This is a genomic window from Mediterraneibacter hominis (assembly GCF_014287475.1).
Lineage (GTDB): Bacteria > Bacillota > Clostridia > Lachnospirales > Lachnospiraceae > Mediterraneibacter > Mediterraneibacter hominis.
The window spans coordinates 468,437-492,918 of the sequence record NZ_JACOPF010000001.1 but is presented as its reverse complement, the minus strand read 5'-3'; the positions used below and the strand labels follow the sequence as shown (position 1 = coordinate 492,918).

Sequence of the window (24,482 nt, the reverse complement as noted above, 5' to 3'; positions counted from 1 at the left end):
ATAACTCCCCCTTAGGTAAATAAACATACTATATCTAGTATAGCATTATTTAAAAACTGTGTCATTATTTATTTTTTACAATCTTCCTTTCTGCTCTTTTCCAGCCTTTTATCTATCAGCTCATGGAGTTTCTCAAATGCCTGGCTGATCCCACCGACTTCATCAATTAAGCCCTCTTCCACAGCCTCTTTTCCCTCCAGCATGGTTCCCACATCTTTTACAAGCTGTGTAGAATCCAGCATAAGCTCTAAAAGGCGTTCCTGAGTAATATGCGAATGTTCTGCTATAAATTGTGTAATTCTATCCTGGGTTTTCTCCATGTTGCGGTAGCTCTGAATCACACCGATAAACATGCCTGTGGAACGCACCGGATGTATGATCATTGTCCCTGTAGGCACAATAAAAGAATAGTCAGCCGATACAGCAAGAGGCCCTCCGATAGAATGGCTTCCTCCGAGTACTAAAGATACCGTCGGTTTGCTCAAAGAAGCAATCATTTCTGCGATAGCCAGGCCTGCTTCGACATCCCCTCCCAGAGTATTAAGTAAGATCAGGATCCCATCTGTCTCATCCTCCTCCGCCTGCGCCAGCCTGGGCAAAAGGTGTTCATATTTCGTAGCCTTCGTGTTGCCGGAAACCGCTTCATGTCCTTCAATCTCTCCTATAATCGTCAAAAGCTGTATTTTATGCTTTCCCTGGCTTTCTGTAAGCTTCAGCGCTCCCATTTCCTTTATTGCCTCATTTTCCTCTTTTTCTTTCTCTTTCCTATCTTCTGCCTGTCCAGCTTCCCACTGTTCTTTTTCCATGTTTGATATCCTCCTGTTGTTTTTGCACATTGCTTTTACTTAAGCTGCACCTACTCTTAGTATCTGGATATCCTACAGGATTTATTCTGCTTTTCATAAAGTTTCCTATACGATAAAAATGGTATGAATGTAAATTGTATACATCCATACCATTTTAAATTTACTTAAGTGCCTGCTCTAAATCGGCAATTATGTCATCAATATTCTCAATCCCTACACTGAATCGAATCAAATCAGGCTGCACTCCTGCTTCCTTCAATTCTTGCTCATTCATCTGACGGTGTGTGTGGCTTGCCGGATGAAGCACACAGCTTCTGGCATCTGCCACATGTGTCACGATCGCAATCATTTTTAGTTTGTCCATCATTTCAACCGCAGCCTCTCTTCCGCCCTTTAATCCAAAGGTAAGAACACCGCATGTACCGTCCGGCATATATTTTTGCGCCAGGTCGTAGTACTTGTCACCCGGCAGTGACGGACAGCAGACCCATGCTACTTTTTCATGCCCTTGAAGAAACTTAGCTGCTTTTTGGGCGTTCTCACAGTGACGCGCGACTCTTAAATGAAGCGTCTCCAATCCGATATTCAAAAGGAACGCGTTCTGAGGCGCTTGAATAGAGCCCAAGTCTCTCATCAGCTGCGCTGTGGCTTTCGTAATATATGCGCCTTTTCCAAATTTTTGTGTATATACAATTCCGTGGTATGTCTCATCCGGTGTTGTAAGGCCGGGAAATTTTTCTTTCTGTGCTTCCCAGTCAAAATTTCCGCTGTCTATGATTGCTCCGCCGACACATGCCGCATGCCCGTCCATATATTTTGTGGTGGAGTGCGTCACAATATCTGCTCCCCACTCTATAGGGCGGCAGTTAATCGGAGTGGCAAATGTGTTATCTACAATAAATGGAACACCATGCGCATGCGCTGCCTTTGCAAATTTTTCTAAATCCAGCACAACCAGAGCCGGATTAGCGATTGTCTCGCCGAATACAGCTTTTGTGTTCTCTTGAAATGCGGCGTTTAACTCTTCTTCTGTACAATCCGGATCTACAAAGGTCGCCTCTACGCCCATTTTACGGATTGTATGCGCGTAAAGATTATAAGTACCCCCATAAAGCGCAGATGCACAGACAATATGATCTCCTGCGCCGGCGATATTCATAACTGCATAAAAGTTAGCTGCCTGGCCGGAAGAAGTCAGCATCGCCGCTGCTCCGCCCTCCAAATCACAGATTTTGGCGGCTACCGCATCATTGGTAGGATTTTGCAGTCTTGTATAGAAATACCCTGTCTCTTCCAAATCAAAAAGGCGTCCCATCTGCTCACTGCTTGTATAGCGAAATGTCGTGCTCTGGTAAATCGGAAGAATTCTAGGTTCTCCGTTTCCTGGTTCATAACCGGACTGTATGCATTTTGTTTCTATTTTATAGTTACTCATCTTCTCTCCTTCACCTGTCTTTTCTTATGAATATAAATATTTTTCTTCCAGCTTCCTGACCATGTCTGTATATAGTGCTTTACATTCTTCTTTTTTATTTTCTTCAATCAAATGAATGCAAGGGCTTAAGTACACTTCCCATATATTTCTGTAAATCTCTGCCGCTTTTGGTTCCTTGTCTATTCTTTTTACAATAGTAGGGGCAATGTTGTAATATTCCTTCACAATCTCTTCCCCCTCTTTGGTTGCAAGAAGATACTGGTCTCTGTATTCTCTAAGTGTAGTCAATTCATAACAGTCATCCGGTCTGTCGAGGCTTTGGCACACTGCTGTAGTTATATAGCAGAAAATCCCTTTCTTAAAGCCGCCTTGTATGCCGGAGACTGTAGAATGTCCAATTTTAAACTCCGGCATCTTTTCATTCCAGATTTCCACCATTTTTTGTGTCATCTCTTTTGCCATCAGTGACGGCGCTTCTCCCATCAAGGGCACAAAATAGGAAACCATATTCATATTGTAATCTAACGCAGCAATCTCCCGTTTCCTTTTATTTGGCATCTTTGCAAGCTGCTCTGCCACATACTCTGGTACACAGGAAGCTACTTCTGTCATGTCCTCCTCTGTGCCTTCACATGCAGATGCCACATCTTTCAGTAGTCCGGCATATGTATCTTTTAATTCATTGATATCGGATTCATATGTTTTTTTCTGGAACTTATAATCGAACGTTTTCTTATATAAATCGATCATATCATTCTTAAGAGTGTCCTGAATCATAGCTCCTCCTTGTTATTCATTCCAGTTATGATACACATCCTGGACATCATCATCTTCTTCCAGCAAGTCTAAAGTCTTCTGGATATTTTTTATATCTTCCTCATTCGTAAGCTCTACATAGGTCTGGGGTATCATGGTCACTTCTGCGTCTGCCATTGCAATGCCCGCTTCCTCCAGCTTCAAACGCACCTCACTAAAGTCTTCAGGAGCCGTCAAAATTTCGTAGCTGTCCTCTTCTTCTATAAAATCCTCCGCGCCTGCGTCCAGAGCCATCATCATCAACTCATCCGAGTCCATTTTGCAGTCTTCTTTTGCCACGAAGATCTGCCCCTTTTCATCAAACATAAAAGAAACACACCCCGGCGTCCCGACATTTCCGTTTCCTTTTGTGAACGCATTCCTCACATTGGACGCTGTCCGGTTTTTATTATCCGTCAATGTCTTTACAATGATTGCTGTTCCATTTGGACCGTACCCTTCATATGTAATATGTTCATAATTGTCGGCAGAGCCTTCGCCAGCCGCTTTTTTAATATTTCTCTCAATTGTGTCATTCGGCATATTGTTTGATTTTGCTTTGGCAATCACGTCGCGCAGCCTGCTGTTGTTCGCAGGATCTGGACCGCCGCCCTCCTTTACCGCAACCGCCAGCTCTCTTCCGATTTTAGTAAAAATTTTCCCCTTTGCGGCATCATTTTTTTCTTTCTTATGTTTGATATTCGCAAATTTAGAATGTCCTGACATCTCTTTTTCAATCTCCTCTTCTATCTTCCTGTATTACTTTCTAAAATTATAAGGCCTCAAATATGCCTTTTATCACGCCATACAATTTTAGCACTCTTTTCCCATTCTGTAAAGCGTTCTATGTAGGAAGCTCTAGACTGATCCGGATTGCCTCATCTACTTTTCGCATCATGCCGGTATCAATATGGCAGACAAACTCCTTGAGCCGCTGCTTGTCAATCGTCCGAATCTGTTCCAGCAAGATAACGGAATTCTTTACGATTTGGTAGTCTTTCGTGCTGATCTCTATATGTGTGGGAAGCTTCGCCTTATTCATCCTGGAGGTAATAGCCGCACAAATAACCGTCGGGCTATGCCGGTTTCCCACATTATTCTGTATGATTAATACCGGACGGATCCCGCCCTGTTCTGACCCAATCACCGGGCTTAAATCCGCATAATATATATCCCCTCTTCTAATAATCAATTTTTTCCACGCTCCGATTTTTTACTTTGTCATACATGGCACCACTGCCGGACAGACATGTCTGCCCTTTGCATCTGCCTTTATTTTCTGAGTATTTCCATTTTTTTCGGAGGTATTCAATGAAAGAGGGAACTATTTACGAAAAGGAGTCTGACTGCCGTATCAGTTTGCCGCCCCTCCAATAATTTCTCGGAATTCTTTTCCCCAAGCAGCACACAAACTCATAGGGAAATCTGCCGCTTAAATCACTGAGCTCTTCAACTGTAATTTCTTCTTTTCCATCCTTTCCAACCAGAACCACTCTGTCCATGAAAGAAACATCCTGAATATCTGTCACATCTACCATAAACTGATCCATACAAATACGCCCAAGAATCTTTGCCCTTTTCCCATGTATCAGTACTTCCCCTTTATTGGAAAGAGCACGCGGATACCCGTCTCCATATCCTACTGGAATTGTGGCGACTTTCATTTTCTTTTGTGCTGTAAAGGTACCGCCGTAACTGATAGAAGTCCCTTTCTCCACTTCCTTTACATAGATGACATGACTTACAAGCTCAAGCGCCGGTTTTAATTTTACTGTTTCTTTTTTTACTTCTTTTGAAGGGTACAGGCCATACATGGCAATGCCTGCTCTTGCCAAATCATGCCGCATAGCAGGCAAATCAATGATTCCTGCACTATTGTCACAGTCATAATACTGTATGTGAATTTGTTTTTCTTCCATTTTATGCTTCATCCACTGAAATTTCTCGTGCTGTTCCAACGTATATGTTTTATCTGTCTCATCTGCTTTCGCAAAATGAGTAAACATTCCTTCCAGACAGACATTCTCATAAGAGCTGATACATGCAATCTGTTCTACGCTTTCTTTGCAGACTGGAAAACCAATCCGCCCCATACCGGTATCTATTTTTATATGAAAATAGGCTGTTTTTCCCATTTCCACTGCCATCCTTGCCATTGCCGCCGCACTTTCTTCTGTATATACTGCAGCCCGAATTTCGTTGCGAATCATTTCCTCATATTGCTCTGGGAAAACGCAGCCTAAAACCAATACTGGTTTCCTTATCCCTTCCTTTTTCAAAAGAACTGCTTCCTCTAATGATGCGGTCGCATATCCCCATACATACTCTGTCCCCTCTAGCATTTCCGCAATGGGAATTGCTCCATGTCCATATCCGTCTGTCTTTAAAACTGCCACAAGTCTGGCTTCCTGACCGATTCTGTTTTTCATCTGCTCCATATTGCAGGCAACTGCATCCAAATTTATATCTGCACATACTCTGCTGTATGATTTCATAATTATTCTCTCTCCTTCACATTTTTCAGGCATCTTTGTATACCGCATATCAAATCTTCTGCCAGCACACTGTATTCCCCTTTTTCTTTTGCTGCTTCCTCTCCTCCGCAGGCGTGAAGATATACCCCCAGAATACATCCCTCATAAGGGGACAGCCCCTGGGCAGTTAGTCCAGTGATCGTCCCTGCAAGCACATCACCGGAGCCGGCTTTTGCCATCGCACTGCTTCCCGCTGTGTTTACAAACAGTTGTTTTCCTTCGGCAGACACAACCGTTCTGCTGTCTTTGAGCGCACATACTACAGGATATTTCTGTGTAAAAGCAACAAGTCCTTCCAGACGATTTTCTTTCCACTCTTCTATACTGCGTCCTGTAAGACGCGACATCTCTTTCATATGCGGTGTGAGTATCCACGCCCCTTTTCTGTCCTTTAAAAGTTCCATATGACGGCTTAACAGATTCAACCCGTCTGCATCAATGATACAGGGAACCTTCACTTGCTTTAATGTCTCTGTCAAAATGGAGGAAGCTGTTTTGCTCTGTCCTATACCACAGCCGATACACACAATATCTGCCCATTCTAATAGTCGATCCAACTGTTCTTTATCATACTCTCTATAGACCTCAATAATCGCCTCCGGCAAAAGCTGCTGCAAGATCACCTGGTTGTCCTGGGCAGTATAAATCTGCACCAGACCAGCGCCCGCAGTATAAGCAGCTTTTGCCGCCAGATACGCTGCTCCTGCCATTCCTTTACTTCCTGCAATCATAAGAACTTTCCCATAGGTTCCTTTATGAGAATCTGCTTTTCGTTTCGGAAGGTTCTTATAGAGATCGTCCCGTTCATACGCAAAACACACAGAAGAAGCTTCCTTAAAAATTTCTGTACAGATTCCAATTTCTGCCGAAATTACTTTTCCCGCATAATTTTTCCCCGGATATAAGACACACCCAAGCTTCTCACACGCAAATGTAACCGTCAGTTCTGCCCGAAATGCCGTTCCCATCACGCGGCCATTACCTGCATGAATACCCGAGGGAATATCAACAGCAACCTTTTCTGCCTGTATCTGATTCATCTGTTCTATTATTTCTGCATAATGCCCTTGTATCTCTCTGCTTAACCCCACGCCAAAAAGCGCGTCTATTACAACAGTATATTCATCCGGTAAAATTTCTGTGCATGGCACAATTCCCAGCTTTTCAATAATTTCTTTTTGCAAGCGGCATTGTGCACTTAACGACTGCTCCTTTCCTGCAAATACAACGGTAGGAGTATAGCCTTTTTCCATTAAAAGCCGCGCTATCGCAAAGCCATCTCCACCGTTATTTCCGCTGCCGCATACAATCAATGCCTTGTGCAGGTTTATTTGCTCCCTTTCCATAATCTCTACCGTCTTTAATGCCGCGCGCTCCATCAGTACCATCGATGGAATCCCAATATTTTCTATGGTATGTGTATCTGCCTTCTGCATCCACATCCCATCTGGAAGATACCGCATAAATTTTTCCTCTCTTTCTTGAAAATATTTCAGCTTCAAGCTTCCCTGCTCATAAAAATGAAAGAACGTGTAAAAAGGAAATCCTGATTACACGTCTCTGCCGGTACCGGCACTGTTATTTCTGATGCTCTTCATTATAACGGCTGATATTATAAGAAAGCTTCATCAGACTGTCTGAAAGATGTACGTTTTCCACAATTACATCTTCCGGAAGATTTAAATCTGTATGCGCAAAATTCCAGATTGCCCGAATGCCATTCTCAATTACCAGCTCTGCCACTTCAATTGCTTTAGACTTAGGCAATGTTAAAATTGCAATTTCGATCTCATTTTTCTGAAGAAATTCTTCTAGATCATCCATCATTCGAACCGGAATTCCACGAATAGAAACCCCTTCCAAACGAGGATTCACATCAAAAAGACCTTTCAAAGTAAATCCACTTTTTTCAAAAGAAGCATAATTCGCAAGCGCCTGTCCTAAGTTTCCTGCTCCTATAATAATAATCGGATGCTCTCTGTTGAGCCCTAGTATCTTTCCTATCTCTGTATAAAGATATTTTACGTTATAGCCGTATCCCTGTTGTCCAAACCCTCCAAAGTTATTTAAATCTTGTCTTATCTGCGACGCCGTCACACGCATCTTCTTACTCAAATCACTTGAAGAGATTCTTTCTACTCCCGCTTCCAGCAATTCTCCTAAATATCTGTAATATCTTGGCAGTCGTCCAATCACTGCACGGGATATTCCTCTTTCTTCCACAGTCATCGCCCTCCAAACTTTATCTACGCCCTATTATATAAAAATGTCAATATGATGTCAAATTATAGTTGTATTTTCTTTGTTTTCCGATATAATTGATTACGTATGCACAGACTTATCAAATCGTTCAGGAGGATTTCCATGATACTCGCATGTCATAATATCAACAAATCATTCGGAGAACATCTGATTGTACAGGATGGCTCTTTTCATATAGAAGACAGGGAAAAGGCAGCCCTTGTCGGTATCAACGGTGCCGGCAAATCCACTATTTTTAAGATGATCATGGGGGAAGAACCGTCCGATGGCGGAGAAGTAATTCTTGCAAAGGGAAAAACAATCGGGTATCTTGCACAGCATCAGAATCTCTCCTTAGGAAATACTATTTATGAAGAATTAAAGACAGCGAAATCCCAGCTTATAGAGATGGAACAGCAAATTCGTTCCATTGAGCTGGAATTAAAAAATCTAAGCAAAGAGGCATTAAAAGAACGGTTGGAAACCTATAACCGCCTGGTATCCACATTTGAAGCTATGAATGGATATGCCTATGAAAGTGAAATTACCGGAGTTCTTAAAGGCCTTGGATTTCAGGAATCTGATTTTTCCAAACGGACAGACACTCTCTCCGGAGGACAGAAAACGCGTGTTTCTCTCGGAAAGCTCTTACTTACACAGCCGGATATTTTACTGCTGGATGAGCCCACCAACCACCTGGATTTACACTCTATTTCCTGGCTTGAAACATATCTTTTAAATTATACAGGTGCTGTATTTATTGTCTCCCATGACCGCTTCTTCTTAAACCGGGTTGTGACAAAGGTTGTTGAGATCGAACAGGGGCATATACGCATGTATTCGGGAAACTATAAAGCTTACGCAGAGAAAAAGCAGCAAATCCGCGATGCGCAGCTAAAAGAATATTTAAACCAGCAAAGAGAAATAAAACACCAACAGGCCGTTATAGAAAAGCTCCGTTCCTTTAATCGGGAAAAATCTATTAAACGTGCTGAAAGCCGTGAAAAAATGCTGGAAAAAATATCTCCTGTTGAAAAACCTTCCGAAACTGTGTCAGAAATGCATCTTACATTAGAGCCTTCTTTCATCAGCGGCAATGATGTACTGACTGTAGAACAGCTTTCCAAAGGATTTGATTCAAAGATACTTTTTAAAGATGTCAGCTTTGAAATCAAACGCGGTGAACATATTGCTGTCATCGGCGGCAATGGCACAGGAAAGACAACCCTTTTAAAAATACTAAACCAGGTAATCTCGGCTGATGCTGGTTCTTTCACACTTGGTTCTAAAGTAAAAATCGGATATTACGACCAGGAGCATCATGTCCTGCATGATGACAAAACAATATTTGATGAAATATCCGATGATTATCCGACATTAAACAATACACAAATAAGAAACACGCTCGCAGCCTTCCAATTTACGGGAGATGAAGTCTTTCAGCTCATCGGAAAGTTATCCGGCGGGGAAAAGGGACGTGTTTCTCTGGCAAAGCTTATGCTGTCAGAGGCAAATTTTCTTATTCTTGATGAGCCGACCAACCATTTAGATATTACTTCCAAGGAAATACTGGAACATGCTCTCAACGAATATACAGGCACTGTACTCTATGTTTCTCATGATCGTTATTTTATCAATCAGACCGCAAACAGAATTTTAGAGCTTGTAAATCAAACATTTGTAAACTATATCGGAAATTATGATTATTATCTTGAAAAAAAAGAGGAACTGACCGCAGCATATGCCCCTTCTTCTGCCGTTTTACCCACAGACACTGCGTCAACTACTGTCCCTGCCTCCGATGCAAAGTTAAGCTGGCAGGAACAAAAAGAATTGCAGGCAAAAGAACGGAAACGTAAAAATGCCTTAAAAAAGACAGAAGAACAAATCACTCTTCTAGAAGAACGAAACCAGGTAATCGATCAACTAATGACGCAGGAAGAAGTATACTCCAATTCCGTTCGCTGCCAGGAACTCTCCGAAGAAAGACACAGCAACGATTGTAAATTAGAAGAACTATATGAACAATGGGAAACCTTAGCTGAATAAATTATAAATTTAACGAAGCAACAAGCAGTGCGAAAAGAACAGGCAAACTCTGTGTCATGCTTGCATGTAAACAGAAGTTTGTCTGCTTCTTTTCATTCGGCGACTGCCGATAGCGAAATGGAGCGTACGCGGAATTGAGCTGGCACTGCGGAAATTCGCAAAAGGGACGTGTGAAAGAGGCGCTTTACATCGTTCGTCAGGGCTTCGCCGAAATTCCTCACTTTTGTAACACACGCCCTCCCTCGCTTACACTTTCGCCAGCTTAAGTTTATAATTCGTAACGGAAAAAATCGGCTTCACGCTGCTATGCATTTCCAATCGGAAGTAGTATAGATACTTCTAATTGGAGGGCTATAACAACGTGAAGCCGGTTCTGTTCTGTCTGAAATTGTGAATTTAATTGGGGAAGAACGTAAGCAGAAAGAGAAGGCAGTGCATAAGCAGGGAATTTTAAGCGGAGCGTGGTAGATACAGATTGTTCTGTTTGTTAAGTGGGAAGCATGGAGTTCCAATGGACGATATGCTTCTTCACTGTTACAAACATTCAATCGGATTTACCACAGTGGAGCCCTGACCTGCGTTGCACTGCCTTCTCTTTTTGCGTACCATTCTTTCGTCAATTAACTTTATATTATATATTTATTAAGTTTTTCGGGATTCCAAGTGTATGAATTGTTTCCATAGCTTTATCAATATATGTATATCCCTTTTCCAGTAAAAAAGTGCCATGGGAGGGAAGAAGAATATCAGGATGTATATACGCTAATTTTTTGCATGTTTCAATATATTTTTGTAAATCACAGTCCCATATAGACTGCATAGAAATCATACCATAGTTGAAAATAGCATCTCCGGAAAACAAAATTTTCTTATTTTTAAAATTCATTTCATAGCAACCATGTCCGCTACAATGTCCTTCTGTTCGATGTATTTGTAATGTAATGTCCCCAATTATAAAATGTTCCTTATCTAAAAGAGGAGTTACAGGACACGCTTGGTAGATATAATCTTTTCCAAACACACCGGCTTGAATTGCTTCTTTTATAGAAATACTATCCACATCTCCACTCGAAACGTAATTTGCTGTTTCTTCCAATGCATATACTTTTGCATGGCACGCTTGACTCAACGCAACTGCCCCACCGGAATGATCTCCATGGCCATGTGTCAATAAAATGGCTGAAATCTTTTTTATATCTATCCCTTCCTTATCAATATTCTGTAAAATACGGTTTGAATCTATTCCAATTCCTGTATCAATTAAAGCATATTCCCCTCCTCCATCCACCATGTATACTGTACAATCTGACTCATGTGATATTCCTATTCCTGTGACACCAGAACCAACGATATATATTCTTTCATGTATTTGCATCTTTTCTCCTCATACATTTTTCAAAAATGTCTATTCCGATCCTTCAATTGTTTCATTTTCAGCTCCAATTAAAAATTCCTTTACTATATTCATATAATATTCTTCAGATAGTAGCACTTGTTCTTTTTCTATATACTCGTCGACGATGTGTGCTTGATTTAAGCTTCCAGGCCCACATATTACGGTTGGTATTCCATGTTCTACCAAAAAGCATTGTTCACAAGAAGCATCAAATGCAACTGGTCTTTGCTTCCGATGTAAAACTTTTTCTCCAATCTGGCAACATCTTTTTACTACTTCATGCTGAAGGTCTATCTCTCCGCCAGGCATGAAAAAATGTTTTGTTATTTCATATTTTCCTACATTTTTAAGTATGGATTCTTCTAATTTTCTACATTCTTCAAAATTCATTCCTGGAAGGATTCGAAAATCTGTCAGCAGCCGAACATTTCCTGGAACAATATTATCATTTTCATATCCCTCTATTTTAGTAACTGCAATACTAGGTGGCGGAAGTATTTCATGGTGATATGATTTTAATGTCTCATTTAACCTGAAAAGAGAAAGCATTGCCTCCGCAGCGTTATTCACCGCATTAGATTCTCTTTCTGGAAGTGCAGCATGATATGGCCGCGCTATAATATCTATATAATCTCTTAATACCCCTCTATGCGCAACTGCTAATTGCAACTCTGTAGGTTCTCCTATCACTGCCATATATGCTGTTCTCTTCTTTTGCAAAAAATTTCTCATGCCCAGATTACTAAACTCCTCATCTGCAACAAAAACAAGGGTCACTTTTCCATCTAGTTGAATCTTATCCTTTGCAAGCTTTATCAATATAGCACTCATAGCTGCAACTGCACCTTTCATATCCGTTGTGCCTCTTCCATATAATCGGGTTCCCTGCCATGTTGCTTGAAATGGAGGATATGTCCATTCCTCTGTTGACGGGACTACGTCCAAATGCCCACAAAAAATAATTTCCGGTTCAGCTACTCCATAAGAAGCAATCAAGTTCGCCCTGTTATTACCCAAATTTTGTACTTCTGTATAAATATCATATTCTAAAAATAGCTGCTGCAAATATTCTACTGCATTTTTTTCATTTCCAGGTGGATTTGTAGTATCTATTTTTATCAATTCTTCTAATATTTTAAATACAAGCTCCTTGTTCATAGTTGCTCCTTTAAGTCTAAGCTATGCATCATTTCATAATACATCAGATATTTTAAATATAGTTTCTGATACTTCCTATAGTTTTCCTCATTTGGAAGTTGTGTTTCTATTATTTCAAGCCTTTCTTTTGCCGTCTGTTCTGGTGATGCAAAGAAACCAACAGCCTCTCCTCCAATCAGCGCGGCACCAATTGTTGAAACATCCGGATTATCAAATAATTCAATAGGTATTCCGAATACATCCCTAATAATCATCGGCCATATAGAAATATGTGTTCCTCCTCCACCCATCATAAGCTTTTCAATTTTAGTCATTTTCTGAAAAACGAGTAAAGTCTGGCGAAGATTATAGGAAATTCCTTCCAACTGGCTGCGAAAGATTTCCTCCCGCGTTGTATTTATTTTCATCCCAAATATATGTTGTTTGTCCGACGGGCAAAAATAGGGCGAACCACTTCCATTTAAAAAGGGGAGTGTCAACATTCCATTACTTCCTGCCGGCACTGACATTGCTTTTTCAGACAACTCTGCAATCATTTTATAGTCGATTGCTCCTTTTTCCGACAATATGGAAGAAATCCAATTTGCTCCTGCTCCACCATTGATATGAGAACCCAAAGCATACATTTTCCCTTTTGAGATAAGCGGATGAAAGGTTACTTGTCCATAACAGCTACTGTCTATTTGTGATATAAGTGTAAAAAATGTAGCACATGTTCCCAACGTAAGTGCTGTATCTCCTACTTTTGAAAGCCCGCTTCCCAAAACAGCACATGCCATGTCTGCACCGCCAGCCACCACTGGAATTCCTTGTTTCAATCCGTATTTCTCCGCGGCTACTTTCGTAACTTTTCCCACAATATCTGAAGGACTACATAAAAATGGAAAACTACTTCTGCGTAATGTGCTTTCTTTTATTATATCCTCGTCCCAATCCAATGTTTTCTGATTGACGCATAAAGAATTGTACGCATCGGTATACTCCGTCGCAATCACACCTGTCAGGCAGTATCTGACATAGTCCTTTGGGGACAACCATGCCTTTATTTTTTTATATACTTCTGGCGTTTCTTCTTTTAACCATAAAAGCTTTGGCAAAGAAAATGCATTATTTATTGGATTTCCTGTCCTTTCTTTCACCATTTCACCAATTGTTTCCATAAGGACTTCGCTTTGATGTTGGCTTCTACTGTCAGATAGCATAATACAAGGGCCTAATACTATGCCTTGTTCTGATAAAAGTACAATTCCACTCATATGCCCTGAAAAAGAAATCACTTCGACCTTATCTAGATCTAATTTTTGCTTTAGTCGATGAATTCCAGTTTTTAATGCTTTTTCCCAATCCTCTGGATTTTGTTCCAGCCATCCAGTATGTTTTACAAAACTTGGGTATGCTTCGGACACTGTCATTATTATATTTGCCTTTTCGTCCATAATCATTAGCTTCATCTGTGTAGAGCCTAGATCAACCGCCAATATATATGCCATTTTATGATGCTCCTTTTATCACTGCTACAATTTCTTCTATTACCTCATCAATAATCCTTTTTCCTTTTTCTGCACTAGCTGCTGCAGCATCCCCCAATACTGCTTTTTCCATAAATTCACTCCACCTTATTGATGTATATTCATAATCTTCAGGGAATTCAATATCTTGTGAAATAGCTTTTCCCATATCTACTGCTTCAGGAGCTAAATACAGCATATAAGAGGTTTCTATCTCATCTGCGTGAAAAAGTACTTTGTGAGGACGCTGGGAAGTACATACCTGCTGAATCACCTTTTCTGCTCGCGGATAAGTAAAATAATATACTTTTATATGCAAGCTTTCGTATGCTCTCCTTGCCATTGTTTTGATTGCATTTCCGTTTCCCATATGAGAATTAATCACAACCATCTGCTTTACACCGGCCCGTTCAAGACTCTTTGCAATTTCATAAAGATAGGCACTCAAAATTTCATCTGGTATGTGTATACTTCCCGGTACATCTCTTAATGACCATACTTGTCCGTATGGTATACATGGAAGAATCGCACAATTTTCTATCCCTAGCCGTTCTTCTAATTTCTTTGCAACCCCCATCGCTAAACGGCAGTCTGTATCTAAGGGAAGGTGGTCTCCATGTACTTCAATTGCCCCTATTGGTAAAATAGCTACCATATTTTTTCTTGATAAATAGTTCTTTGCCTGTTCCTGATTTAACTCATAATAATTCATATATTAGTTCACCTTCTTAAATGTAAAGCATTCTTTTGGATTATTAATAAAAATGTCTTCTATCAGTTTTTCTCCATTTATCCCTCTGTTTTCTGCTTCTTCTATCAGTCTTGGAACCCATGTTTTTTTAATATACGGAAGGCCGACCGCGTAACTATAACTATGATAATAACTTCTTCTGGCAGTATCGCCACTGACCAGTATTTGTCTTTGATAACCACGTTTTACCAATTCCAGAATGCATTGAATCCGTATTGACTCTGGATTATATTTCACTTTAGCGATACCGTCGAAACACAAAAAGGCTCCTGTATCTGCCACCTTCAAATGCATATAGCTATCTGGATTTCGATCCATATGCCCAAAGCTTACATGGTGCAAGTTGACTCCTTCTTCTTTCAAATACTGCATTTGCTCCAATGCCATAGTGCCTGCTTCTGTGTGTGAATGAATCGGTGCTCCAGTTGCAAGATGTGCACGGCATACTGCTCTGATAGTTTTTATTTCTAACGGAGAAATACTATTATAGCCTGTTCCGAATTTTACCTGCCCTCCTTTTATCTTTGTTCCCTGCATTCCTTCTGTAACTTCTTTAATAACAAAATCGGTTAATTCCTTTTCACTGCTTTTCTCTATCCAATCATTATACGTACAGTCTCTCCCTGGCATTTTTGCATCCCACAAAAAGCCTTTATTAAAGCCCGCTGTCCCTATTATCTGCATTCCTGTACTTACAGAAATATCGTAAACCGCCTGGGGATCCCGTCCATAATCAATTGCGGTGGCATCTACGATTGTATCTACTCCACACTTTTTCGCTGCCAAAACCTCTTCTTCTCCTTTATGTACGTCGTCTAATATCAGATCCATATCGCCTCTTTCCATCCAATGTCCTGGACGGCAAACAATATGTTCGTGGGAATATGTAAACCCCATTTGTTCTGGTTTGATGTCCCCTGTCATTAATCTTACAAAACTCATATTTTAACACTCCTTTTTTATTTCTAAACTCTATTGATTCCTCTTTAATTGCCACTGATTTATCGCCACCATAACCGCTATAACTAGCCCTTGGCTTAAATACTCTCCCGCATCCGATATACCCAAAATTGTCATCAAGCTTTGCAAAATTACAATAATCATAACCCCTGGAAATGTTCCTTCTAAAGTTCCAATTCCACCTATAAATGCCGTTCCTCCTATCACAGATGCTGCAATTGAATTTAATGTATACTCGGTTCCTATTCCCATTGACGCGACACCGATATAGGCACTTAATACTAATCCTGCAATTCCTGCAAGAACAGAGGTCATCACATATGCCAAAATTACAATCGCATCTGCATGATAACCGGACATTCGTGCCATAACTGGATTCGCTCCCGTGTAATACAGTTTTCTTCCATATATTGTTTTACGTAATATTACAGACAGTATAACCCATATAATTCCCCATACGATAATTGCAACTGGAATTTTCCCTACCCATCCTTCTGCAATATATCTAAAGGAACTAGCAACATTCCCACTTGGAATTCCCTGCGTATAAATGTAATAAGCGCCTTCTATAATAATTGACATTGCAAGAGTAACTAAAAAGGGTTGCATTTTAAACTTCGTGATAATCACTCCATTTACAAGCCCTATCAAGCTGCATAGAAGCAACGATATAATTACTGCCGGTCCTATTTTTCCGTTACTTCCATTCATAATTGATGCACAAACAAGATTGACCATAGAAATAGTTGTCCCTACCGAAAGATCCAACCCTCCAACTAACAGTGCTATTGTCTGTCCAATTGCTACAATTCCCAACGGAGCCGCTGAACGTGCAATATTCAGTAAATGTACCGGAGATACAGTACCATTTGTAGATAATAAAAACACAAAAATAATAACAACTAAAAGTAAGTATGCTCCAAAAGGGAAACTGGAATACTTATATTTTCCTTTTATAGCCCTCATATTACCTTCTCTCCTTTCTCTTTATTTGAAAAATCATAAGCGACAATACAAGAATCAATCCCTTTGCAATATACTGATAATAAGGCGATATTCCTATATTATTCATAATATTATTTACCAATGTCAAAATAATCGCCCCAAATAATGCACCTATTACGCTTCCAATACCTCCATTCATTGAGACACCGCCAACGACTGCTGCTGTAACAGAATCCATAGCATAGCTATCACCTACGAGTGGATTTCCTGTTGAAATTCTTGCTGAAAGAAGGACTCCTGCAACTGCTGCTATCATTCCTGATAAAATATACACAATAACAATATTCTTTTTAACTTTAATCCCTGATTGCTCTGCATATTTCTCTCCATTTCCAATTGCGTAAACATTACGTCCAAACCGCGTATAATGTAGAACTAAAAAAGAAATGACATAAAGCAAAATCGCCAGAATAACAGCTATATTTAAAATTCCAATTCGTGTCTTCATAAAAGCTGTAAAATTAGGATTTACTCTGCCACCACTGCTTGGCATAAGAATTAAACATAAACCTTTTAAAAATGCCTGTGTGGAAATAGTGATAATCATAGCCGGAATCTGAAATTTTACTACTCCAATTCCGTTCACAGCTCCTGTTAAAGCACCAATCCCAACTGCAAAAAAAATGCTAATAATTATTCCATATACAGTTTCAGCGCTGTATAAAGCCATCATGATCGTACTGATAGAAATAATACTGCTTACAGACATATCGATCCCGCCGATAAATAGTACACAGCACTGCGCTATAGCTACCACTGCTAAAACTGCCACCTGTGCCGCAATATTCCGTAGATTATATGCGTTTCGAAAAGAAGGAGAAACCAATGCTGCAACTATGATCATAAGTAATACAATAACCAGAGCAGGGAAAGCTTGTTTTATCTGTTTCCTTATTGAACCTGTCATAATTTCTAATTTCCTCCTTCTTTTGCACTAAATTGCATAATTCTTTCTTCTGTAGCTTCTTTTCCACTGATATGTCCTGAAATTTTACCTTCGTACATAATATAAATTTCATCTGATAATCCAATTAATTCCAGCATGTCACTCGTAAAAATGACAACACTGACTCCAGTCTTTGTTAAATCCCTAATCAATTCATAAATTTCCAATTTGCTTTGAACATCTACCCCTCTTGTTGGTTCATTTAAATATAAAATTTCAGGTTTTGTTTTTATCCATTTGGAAAATACTACTTTTTGCTGGTTTCCACCTGATAAATGAGATACTTTCATTCCTGTATGATTTACCTTTATCCCAAATTGCCGGATTCCTTCTTCTGTTTCTTGTTTTTCCATTTTTTTATTGATAAATCCAAACTTAGCATTTTTACCTAATATCATAGCTAATATATTTTCTCTTACAGAAAGTGAAAGACATAACCCTTCTGTTTTGCGATCTTCCGGCACATACGCAATCTTGTATTTTATTGCCTCGGATGGAGAATGTATTTTTACCTTTTTCCCATCAATCATATAATCTCCCTTTGTAAAAGGTGACAATCCAAATAAAGCTTTACTTAATTCACGTTGCCCTTGTCCTTCCAATCCGCCTATTCCTACAACAGTTCCTTCAGGAATATCTATATTAATTTTTTGGATGCGGGAATTCACTTCTCCATTTCTAATAGATACTTTAATTTTCTCACTCTTTTTTTGTCTACGTTCTGGATATACGTTTTTAAAATCCCGTCCAACCATTTTGCTTATTAACATATTTTCTGTCGTATCTTTTAACGGGCTTTCAAAAACAAATTTCCCATCTTTCAAAACAAATACCTGTGTACATGTTTGATAAATATCATCCATACGGTGGCTAATTAAAATAACACATACATTTTTTTCCAGGATTTTTCTTATAAATCGAAACAATACTTCTGATTCCTCTTTATTTAAACTAGATGTCGGTTCATCTAAAATCAATATTCTTGGCTTTGATGCCCATGCCTTTGCTATTTCTGTTATCTGACATTCTGAAGGGGAAAGATTAGATACTAACCTGTTGACATCAATTTGGTATCCTATCTCATCTAGAATTTCTTTTGCCTGCTCATGTAGTTTTTTTTGCTCAATAAACGGTCCTTTCATGGGCTCGCGCCCTAACATAATGTTTTCCCCAACTGTCATTTCTGCCATCAGGCTTAACTCCTGATGCGCAAAAGCAATCCCTTTTTTTCTTGCTGCTACAGAGTTTCTAAATACCACTTCCTTTCCATCCATTTCAATTTTTCCTTTTGAAGGACTTAAACCTCCGCTAATAATATTCATCAATGTAGACTTTCCTGCTCCATTTTCCCCTACAATAGCAATTGCCGTTCCTTCTATACATTCAATAGATACATCTTCTAGAACGACATTTCCATTAAATTCTTTTGATAAATTTTTCCCTGTTAAAATCTTATTCTTTGTCTCCACACATGTTCCCTCCAATTAGAAAACAGAGCCAAATAATTCTTTTTTATCTAGCTCTGTTTTTTATTGATTTACTTCCTATTTGAATATTTCTTTTAAAACATCTTCTGGAAGTTCTGTTCCACACCATACATCATCTGATAGTTCTGGATAGTATGATTCTTTCATTTCTTCTAGTCCGGAAAACTTTTCTACAGGATAAATATTATCTTTCTCAACTTCTTCTCCGTTCATCAGAGAAATAGCAGTATCAAGCGCCACTCTTGTCAGCCAAGTAGGTTTTGCAACCGCTATACCCTCCATCTCATTTTCTACACATGCCTTTAAATAGCCATTGTTGTCTTCTCCGGTCATAGGCACAAGTTCTCTTCCAGATGCCTGGAATGCCTCAATAGCTCCAAGTGTCATTGCTCCCCCCTGTGACCAAATACCATCGATATCCGGATATGTTGCCAATAAATCCGCCATAACCGTTTTAGCCGTTGCATAATCCCATCCGGCATCTTCATCTGCAATGATTTCAATATCTGGATAGTTCTCAAATACACTCAGAGCACCTTCTTGTCTAAGCATGCTTGTGGAGTATCCTGAAATACCTTCCAGCATAACAATTTTCCCTTTGCCGTCCAACTGTTCCGCTAACCATTCTGCTCCCGCTGCTCCAAATTCTTTCTCATCTACTGTAATCAAAGAATCATATGTATCTCCTTCAATCGTAGCCGCAAGCAGAATCACTTTAATTCCTTCGTCCATAGCTTCCTGCAATGTGCTATTCAAAGCTGTCGTATCACAGGGGGTTGTGATAATTACATCTACGTCCTGGGCAATCAAATCTTCAATATTAGAAATTTGTTTTGTAATATCATTGTCCGATTCAACATAAGTGACATCCACTTTATCAGCATAATTATTTTCCACGTTCCATTTGAATTCCTGATACTGCTGCACCGACCACGAATTGCCTAAATAGTAAATATCATACCCTATTTTTATTTTCGCATTTTCTTTTTCCTTCGTATCCTTACTTTCTCCTCCTGATGAACATCCAGCCAATGAAAATAGCATCAGACCGGCCAATAAAGCTGTAAAAATTCTTTTTTTCATAACACAATCCCTACCTTTCAATTTACTTCTCCAAGTTTTCTTTGGAAGCTTTTCCTATAAAAGTCAGTTTTCTGTGCTCTTAAAGAGCATACGTTATTTTTACTATTTTTCTTTTTCTCTCCTTTCTTTTTTTGTGTATTTTTACTATCTATAACGCATTATACCATTGACTACTTGACTAGTCAAGTAGTCAATGGTATGGTTTTCATAATCACTATTTTATATCTTATCTATTCTAATAACTCACTCATTAGTTGACCAATTGATCAACCAATGGTATTATTTAGATAAATATGTAAAATTTAGGAACTACAAATAATTTAGAGGAACTATTATGGAACAATTTGACAACCACTTACCACATTATGTAAAAATTAAACATTATTTACGTCAGCTTATAGTAAATGCCCAACCGCATACGCAAATGCCCAGCGAGCTTGAACTTGCTAAACAATTCAATGTAAGTCGTGGGACAGCGAAACAGGCAATTATGGATCTGGTATATGAAGGCCTTTTATATCGTAAACAAGGAAAAGGGACTTTTGTTTCGGAAAGAATTTCACGTATTTATGACAAGCTTCCATCATTTACAGATGACATTAAACGTGCTGGACGGGTTTCTACAAGTAAGCTTCTTAGTTTTACACACGATGCGCCAGCTCCGCGCGCAAAGCAGTTCTTTGGACTAAAGGATGAAGAACATGTGATACGTTATAAACGTTTGATATTTGACAACCATAAGCCTGTAGCTTTAGTTATTAGTTTTCTAAACCCACATTTATATAAAGGTCTACAGGTTTCTGAAATCGAAACCTCTTTATATGAAACTCTTCGCCGAAAATTTGGAAAAGCACCTACAAAAGCTCGAGACAGATATAGTTTTGTTAATATTTCTCCTCATACGGCAAAATTATTAGACTGTCCTGAAGATGATTATATTTGCTATTCAGAGCGTTTAGGATATTTGGATGATAAAACTCCTGCTGAGTTCGTAGAGAGTTATATAAGGGCCGACTATTTCCGTTTAGAGTTGCTTTTTGGTTTAGACAGCGATACAGATTATCCTTCTCCCACTTTCCAATCCCAAGTCCCCTCAACATTTTCAGATTGATTGAAGAAGTTGTCGGTTAATAATACCGATTTTCAGACTCTAAATCTTAAAATACGAATCTTCCATAGAAGTCAGTATTTTTCATACTTGAACTTCTGTGAGAGATTCGTATCTTTCTGGTTCTATATGTATTTTAGGGCGCAAAACCCCTGAGCTGCATTTTTGTGCTTTTCTAAAACTGGGACTAATGTATTAGAATCTGTCCGGTCAGAATATGATCCTCTTGCTTTCTCATAAATTCAGCAAAGTCTCCCTGCGCAAAACCTTTTTCTTCTCAAAATACTCAATGTCTAATTCTTGTAAGTCAATAATATCTTCCTTTTCTACCGCTCTTTTCACTTCATCCTCCAGCTCGATGAATACCGTATCCTTCTCTTTCTCCGGGAACATCGGAGGATTACATTCTCTGTAAAATCCGCAGCGAAATTCCTCCAGTTGAATAAACTGATCGTCTTTCACATATCCATCCAACCCATATTTCTTTTCCTCTGCGATCAGTCTTTGTTTCAGTTTATCACGGATTTCCAATACCGCCTGATTTGGATTATCGTAGAGTAAATTCGTAGTTTCATCAGGATCATTTTTCATATCAAACAGCTCTTCTTTTCCTCCACCGTAATAATATGTGTATTTATACTGTTTTTCTCTCAGACATACCCATCGTTTGCTCCCATGGCCGTGCTCAATATAAAGATAACCTCTGTCCGTATTTCCATCTATTTCAAAAACAGACTCTCCCGGCAATATTTCCGGATTCGGATATGTTACTCCGGCAACATCTAAAACCGTAGGAAGAATATCGTCCAGAGAAACCAGCCTCTCATCTATGCTGCCCGGCTTAATTTTTTTCGGATATCTCATTATGAAGGGAATCCGCGCGGAGCTGTCATACGGCAAAAACTTCTGATATGACTCATAGTCTCCCATAAGTTCTCCATGATCACTCGTAAAGATGATCAGAGTGTTTTCGTATTCTCCACTTTTTTTCAGTTCTTCAATGATTTTACCGACATTGTAATCCACAAACGAAATAGATGCGAAATAGGCTTCTCTTGCCCTTCTCAAATATTTTTCATTTGGGTAATCGGCAACCGGACGATTAGCATTCACAAGATCCGATACCGGTGTTTTCGATTTCTTCAGTTCTGGGAGTGCCTTTTCTGTATAGAGATCCGCCCATTCTTCCGGTACATCAAAAGGCGGATGAGGTGCTATGAAACTGCTCCAGATAAAGAACGGACGTTTTCCGGCGTTTTCTTTGATATGATGAATACTTCTTTGCGCTACCCAGGCGCTTCCATGATGCTCCTCGTCAACTAAAGACTGCTGTGGCAGCATATATAAAAGGTGTCTGACTCCATGAATGCTTTGTATATCTCCGAATCCATTCTCTTTTAGATACTGTGCATATTCATCGTCCTGTAAATGTCGTGGGATTTCCTCCATTAATTCCATATGCGTAAATCCATTATGCCTCCTGCATGGCTGAAAATGCATTTTTCCAACTGCAATAGTAGCATAGCCGGAATCAGATAACAATTGTGGAAACGTTGGAAGCTCATGGGGAATCACCTTAGGATCATCCTCAAAATAATTGTCATCAAACCCGTGATATCTGGCAGGAAGCCCGGTGATAATATTATGTCTTGCCGCCATACAAACCGGATTATTTGAATATGCATTTGGATAACAGCACCCTTCTGCCGCCAGTCTGTCAAGATTAGGTGTGACCATATAGTCATATCCCATCGCATGGATTGTATCATAGCGCTGCTGATCTGTTGTGATCAATAAAATATTAGATCTTTGCATAACATCCTCCTCTTTCACAAAAATCACATACCCTTTTCTTTTTCATAATTATCCTGCATTTCTTTATATCTTTTTCTTGTGATTTCATAGAAACAAGTAATGACAATAACTAAGATCAAAGTAATTGCAGGAAGCCCGAATCTAAGGAATGTAATCATATTAAGCACAGCTTCCGGCTGCTGCTGATTTGCAACAAAACCAACCGTACCCAATAAGAAGCTCGGGAAAAAACCGCCCAGCGCCATTCCAACTTTGATCGTAAACAAAAAAATCGAAGTAATTAATCCGTTTCCATCCAGTCCATATTTCCATTTTGCATAATCTACGCAGTCCGGCAGCATGGACCATCCGAGACTGTCTGGAATATTGTAAAAGAGTCCAAAAACACTCAGCATCAAAAATACCATTCCAATAGAAGGAGTTGGAGTAAACCACATAATTGCTAAAGAGATAACGCCTAACGCGCTCGCGCCAATATATACCGCTTTTTTGTCAAACTTTTTAACCAGCAAAGGAGTGACCAAAATGGAGAGCAGTCCAGCAGCCATAATAGCGGCAGAAACCGTTGGAACCAGGTCCTCTCTTCCTAATACGTATTTAAAATAATACATATTGGCCGAGTTGTAGATTGTATTACAAATTGCCAGCACACCATAAGAACAGATCAAAATAATAAACGGCTTCACTTTTATCACAGTAAAAAGATCTTTTCTGATGCTTCGTTTTTCTGTCTGTTTGGTTTCCGATTGGTCTGTCTCTACTGTATCGTATGGTTTTGCTCCCCACGCGACAACCCAATACGAAATCGTAAAGATAATTCCAATAATTGCTCCGTAAATAGACCATCCCTGTTTCCCGCCTCCGAAAATTTCTACCAGCGGCAATGCAAGTACGGTAATTATAAATCTTCCGGTCTGTGTCATAACGGATTTCCATGCGATAATGACAGTCCTGTGGTAGTAGTTTTTCGACATAGATGGCAGCAAAGCACAGTATGGAATATTGATCATTGTCAGGGTAACGGAATAAAGTATATAAATAATGTAAGCATAAACCACCTTCATAGTCGCCGATAAATCAGGAGCTGTAAAAAGCAGGAATAATACAATTCCCTGTATGGGCGCGACAAAAATGATCCATGGACGGTACTTTCCGAATCTGGTTCTTGTATGATCCGACAACAATCCCATGATCGGATCTGTGACGGCATCCACCACGCGGGACGCAAGCATAAGTCCTGCAACAGCCATTGGGCTGATCCCAAAAATATCCGTATAAAAGAAAGACAAATAGCTCATGACCAGAATATTACACAAACTATATCCCAGTCCTCCAAAAGAATATGTCGCCGTAGCTTTATAATTAATTTTTTCTCTCATTTTTCTTTTCTCCTCAACTTCCTCAA

General features: G+C 39.5%; 21 protein-coding genes. 2 read left to right on the top strand and 19 right to left on the bottom strand.

The window, feature by feature from the left end:
• Positions 1-68: 68 nt before the first annotated feature.
• The 8 genes from H8S37_RS02220 to H8S37_RS02185 all read right to left on the bottom strand — a co-directional run bounded on the left by H8S37_RS02220 (position 69) and on the right by H8S37_RS02185 (position 7,793).
• The gene (locus H8S37_RS02220) at positions 69-806 is read right to left on the bottom strand and encodes a ClpP family protease (protein ID WP_186874421.1); all 738 of its coding nucleotides are present in this window, start codon (positions 804-806) and stop codon (positions 69-71) included.
• Between the two features lie 160 nt (positions 807-966).
• Complete coding sequence (locus tag H8S37_RS02215) at positions 967-2,241, bottom strand: O-acetylhomoserine aminocarboxypropyltransferase/cysteine synthase family protein (RefSeq protein WP_186874420.1); 1,275 nt, start codon at positions 2,239-2,241, stop codon at positions 967-969.
• A gap of 24 nt (positions 2,242-2,265) precedes the next feature.
• On the bottom strand, positions 2,266-3,018 hold the full coding sequence (locus H8S37_RS02210) for a CFI-box-CTERM domain-containing protein (protein ID WP_186874419.1): 753 nt from the start codon (positions 3,016-3,018) through the stop codon (positions 2,266-2,268).
• 12 nt (positions 3,019-3,030) lie between these two features.
• Positions 3,031-3,762: a YebC/PmpR family DNA-binding transcriptional regulator gene (locus H8S37_RS02205; protein ID WP_186874418.1), complete on the bottom strand. Its 732-nt coding sequence runs from the start codon at positions 3,760-3,762 to the stop codon at positions 3,031-3,033.
• Positions 3,763-3,880: 118 nt separating this feature from the next.
• On the bottom strand, positions 3,881-4,228 hold the full coding sequence (locus H8S37_RS02200) for a type II toxin-antitoxin system PemK/MazF family toxin (protein ID WP_186874417.1): 348 nt from the start codon (positions 4,226-4,228) through the stop codon (positions 3,881-3,883).
• 136 nt (positions 4,229-4,364) lie between these two features.
• Entirely contained in the window at positions 4,365-5,531 is a 1,167-nt protein-coding gene (alr, locus tag H8S37_RS02195) for an alanine racemase (protein ID WP_186874416.1), read from the bottom strand.
• A 2-nt stretch (positions 5,532-5,533) separates the two neighbouring features.
• Entirely contained in the window at positions 5,534-7,033 is a 1,500-nt protein-coding gene (locus H8S37_RS02190) for an NAD(P)H-hydrate dehydratase (RefSeq protein WP_186875739.1), read from the bottom strand.
• Positions 7,034-7,148: 115 nt separating this feature from the next.
• Positions 7,149-7,793 (bottom strand): redox-sensing transcriptional repressor Rex, encoded by a 645-nt coding sequence (locus H8S37_RS02185; RefSeq protein WP_186874415.1) that lies wholly within the window; start codon positions 7,791-7,793, stop codon positions 7,149-7,151.
• Positions 7,794-7,934: 141 nt separating this feature from the next.
• Here H8S37_RS02185 and abc-f point away from each other — a divergent pair, with 141 nt between their 5' ends.
• Positions 7,935-9,860: a ribosomal protection-like ABC-F family protein gene (gene abc-f / locus H8S37_RS02180; protein WP_186874414.1), complete on the top strand. Its 1,926-nt coding sequence runs from the start codon at positions 7,935-7,937 to the stop codon at positions 9,858-9,860.
• A 631-nt stretch (positions 9,861-10,491) separates the two neighbouring features.
• Here the strand turns inward: abc-f and H8S37_RS02175 are convergent.
• From H8S37_RS02175 to H8S37_RS02135, 9 genes are all read right to left on the bottom strand, one after another.
• Positions 10,492-11,235, bottom strand: coding sequence for an MBL fold metallo-hydrolase (locus H8S37_RS02175; protein WP_186874413.1), 744 nt, complete (start codon positions 11,233-11,235; stop codon positions 10,492-10,494).
• 30 nt (positions 11,236-11,265) lie between these two features.
• Positions 11,266-12,414 (bottom strand): M20 family metallopeptidase, encoded by a 1,149-nt coding sequence (locus H8S37_RS02170; RefSeq protein WP_186874412.1) that lies wholly within the window; start codon positions 12,412-12,414, stop codon positions 11,266-11,268.
• A complete protein-coding gene (locus H8S37_RS02165; RefSeq protein WP_186874411.1) occupies positions 12,411-13,904 on the bottom strand; it encodes a xylulokinase in 1,494 nt (497 codons plus the stop codon). The genes H8S37_RS02170 and H8S37_RS02165 overlap by 4 nt, the downstream gene beginning before the upstream one ends.
• A gap of 1 nt (position 13,905) precedes the next feature.
• Positions 13,906-14,634 carry a creatininase family protein gene (locus H8S37_RS02160; protein ID WP_186874410.1) on the bottom strand — a complete coding sequence of 243 codons (729 nt, stop codon included), beginning with the start codon at positions 14,632-14,634 and terminating at the stop codon, positions 13,906-13,908.
• Positions 14,635-14,637: 3 nt separating this feature from the next.
• Complete coding sequence (locus H8S37_RS02155) at positions 14,638-15,615, bottom strand: phosphotriesterase family protein (protein WP_186874409.1); 978 nt, start codon at positions 15,613-15,615, stop codon at positions 14,638-14,640.
• A 30-nt stretch (positions 15,616-15,645) separates the two neighbouring features.
• Positions 15,646-16,599: an ABC transporter permease gene (locus tag H8S37_RS02150; RefSeq protein ID WP_186874408.1), complete on the bottom strand. Its 954-nt coding sequence runs from the start codon at positions 16,597-16,599 to the stop codon at positions 15,646-15,648.
• A gap of 1 nt (position 16,600) precedes the next feature.
• Complete coding sequence (locus tag H8S37_RS02145; protein ID WP_186874407.1) at positions 16,601-17,545, bottom strand: ABC transporter permease; 945 nt, start codon at positions 17,543-17,545, stop codon at positions 16,601-16,603.
• Between the two features lie 5 nt (positions 17,546-17,550).
• Entirely contained in the window at positions 17,551-19,053 is a 1,503-nt protein-coding gene (locus tag H8S37_RS02140) for a sugar ABC transporter ATP-binding protein (protein ID WP_186874406.1), read from the bottom strand.
• A 75-nt stretch (positions 19,054-19,128) separates the two neighbouring features.
• The gene (locus tag H8S37_RS02135) at positions 19,129-20,154 is read right to left on the bottom strand and encodes a substrate-binding domain-containing protein (protein WP_186874405.1); all 1,026 of its coding nucleotides are present in this window, start codon (positions 20,152-20,154) and stop codon (positions 19,129-19,131) included.
• 334 nt (positions 20,155-20,488) lie between these two features.
• On the opposite strand from H8S37_RS02135, the gene H8S37_RS02130 reads away from it, so the two are divergent.
• Positions 20,489-21,265, top strand: a complete 777-nt coding sequence (locus H8S37_RS02130; RefSeq protein ID WP_186874404.1) for a GntR family transcriptional regulator — start codon at positions 20,489-20,491, stop codon at positions 21,263-21,265.
• A gap of 231 nt (positions 21,266-21,496) precedes the next feature.
• Here H8S37_RS02130 and H8S37_RS02125 read toward each other — a convergent pair whose 3' ends face one another.
• Positions 21,497-23,077: a sulfatase family protein gene (locus H8S37_RS02125; protein ID WP_186874403.1), complete on the bottom strand. Its 1,581-nt coding sequence runs from the start codon at positions 23,075-23,077 to the stop codon at positions 21,497-21,499.
• Positions 23,078-23,100: 23 nt separating this feature from the next.
• Positions 23,101-24,456, bottom strand: coding sequence for an MFS transporter (locus tag H8S37_RS02120; protein ID WP_186874402.1), 1,356 nt, complete (start codon positions 24,454-24,456; stop codon positions 23,101-23,103).
• Positions 24,457-24,482: the final 26 nt, after the last annotated feature.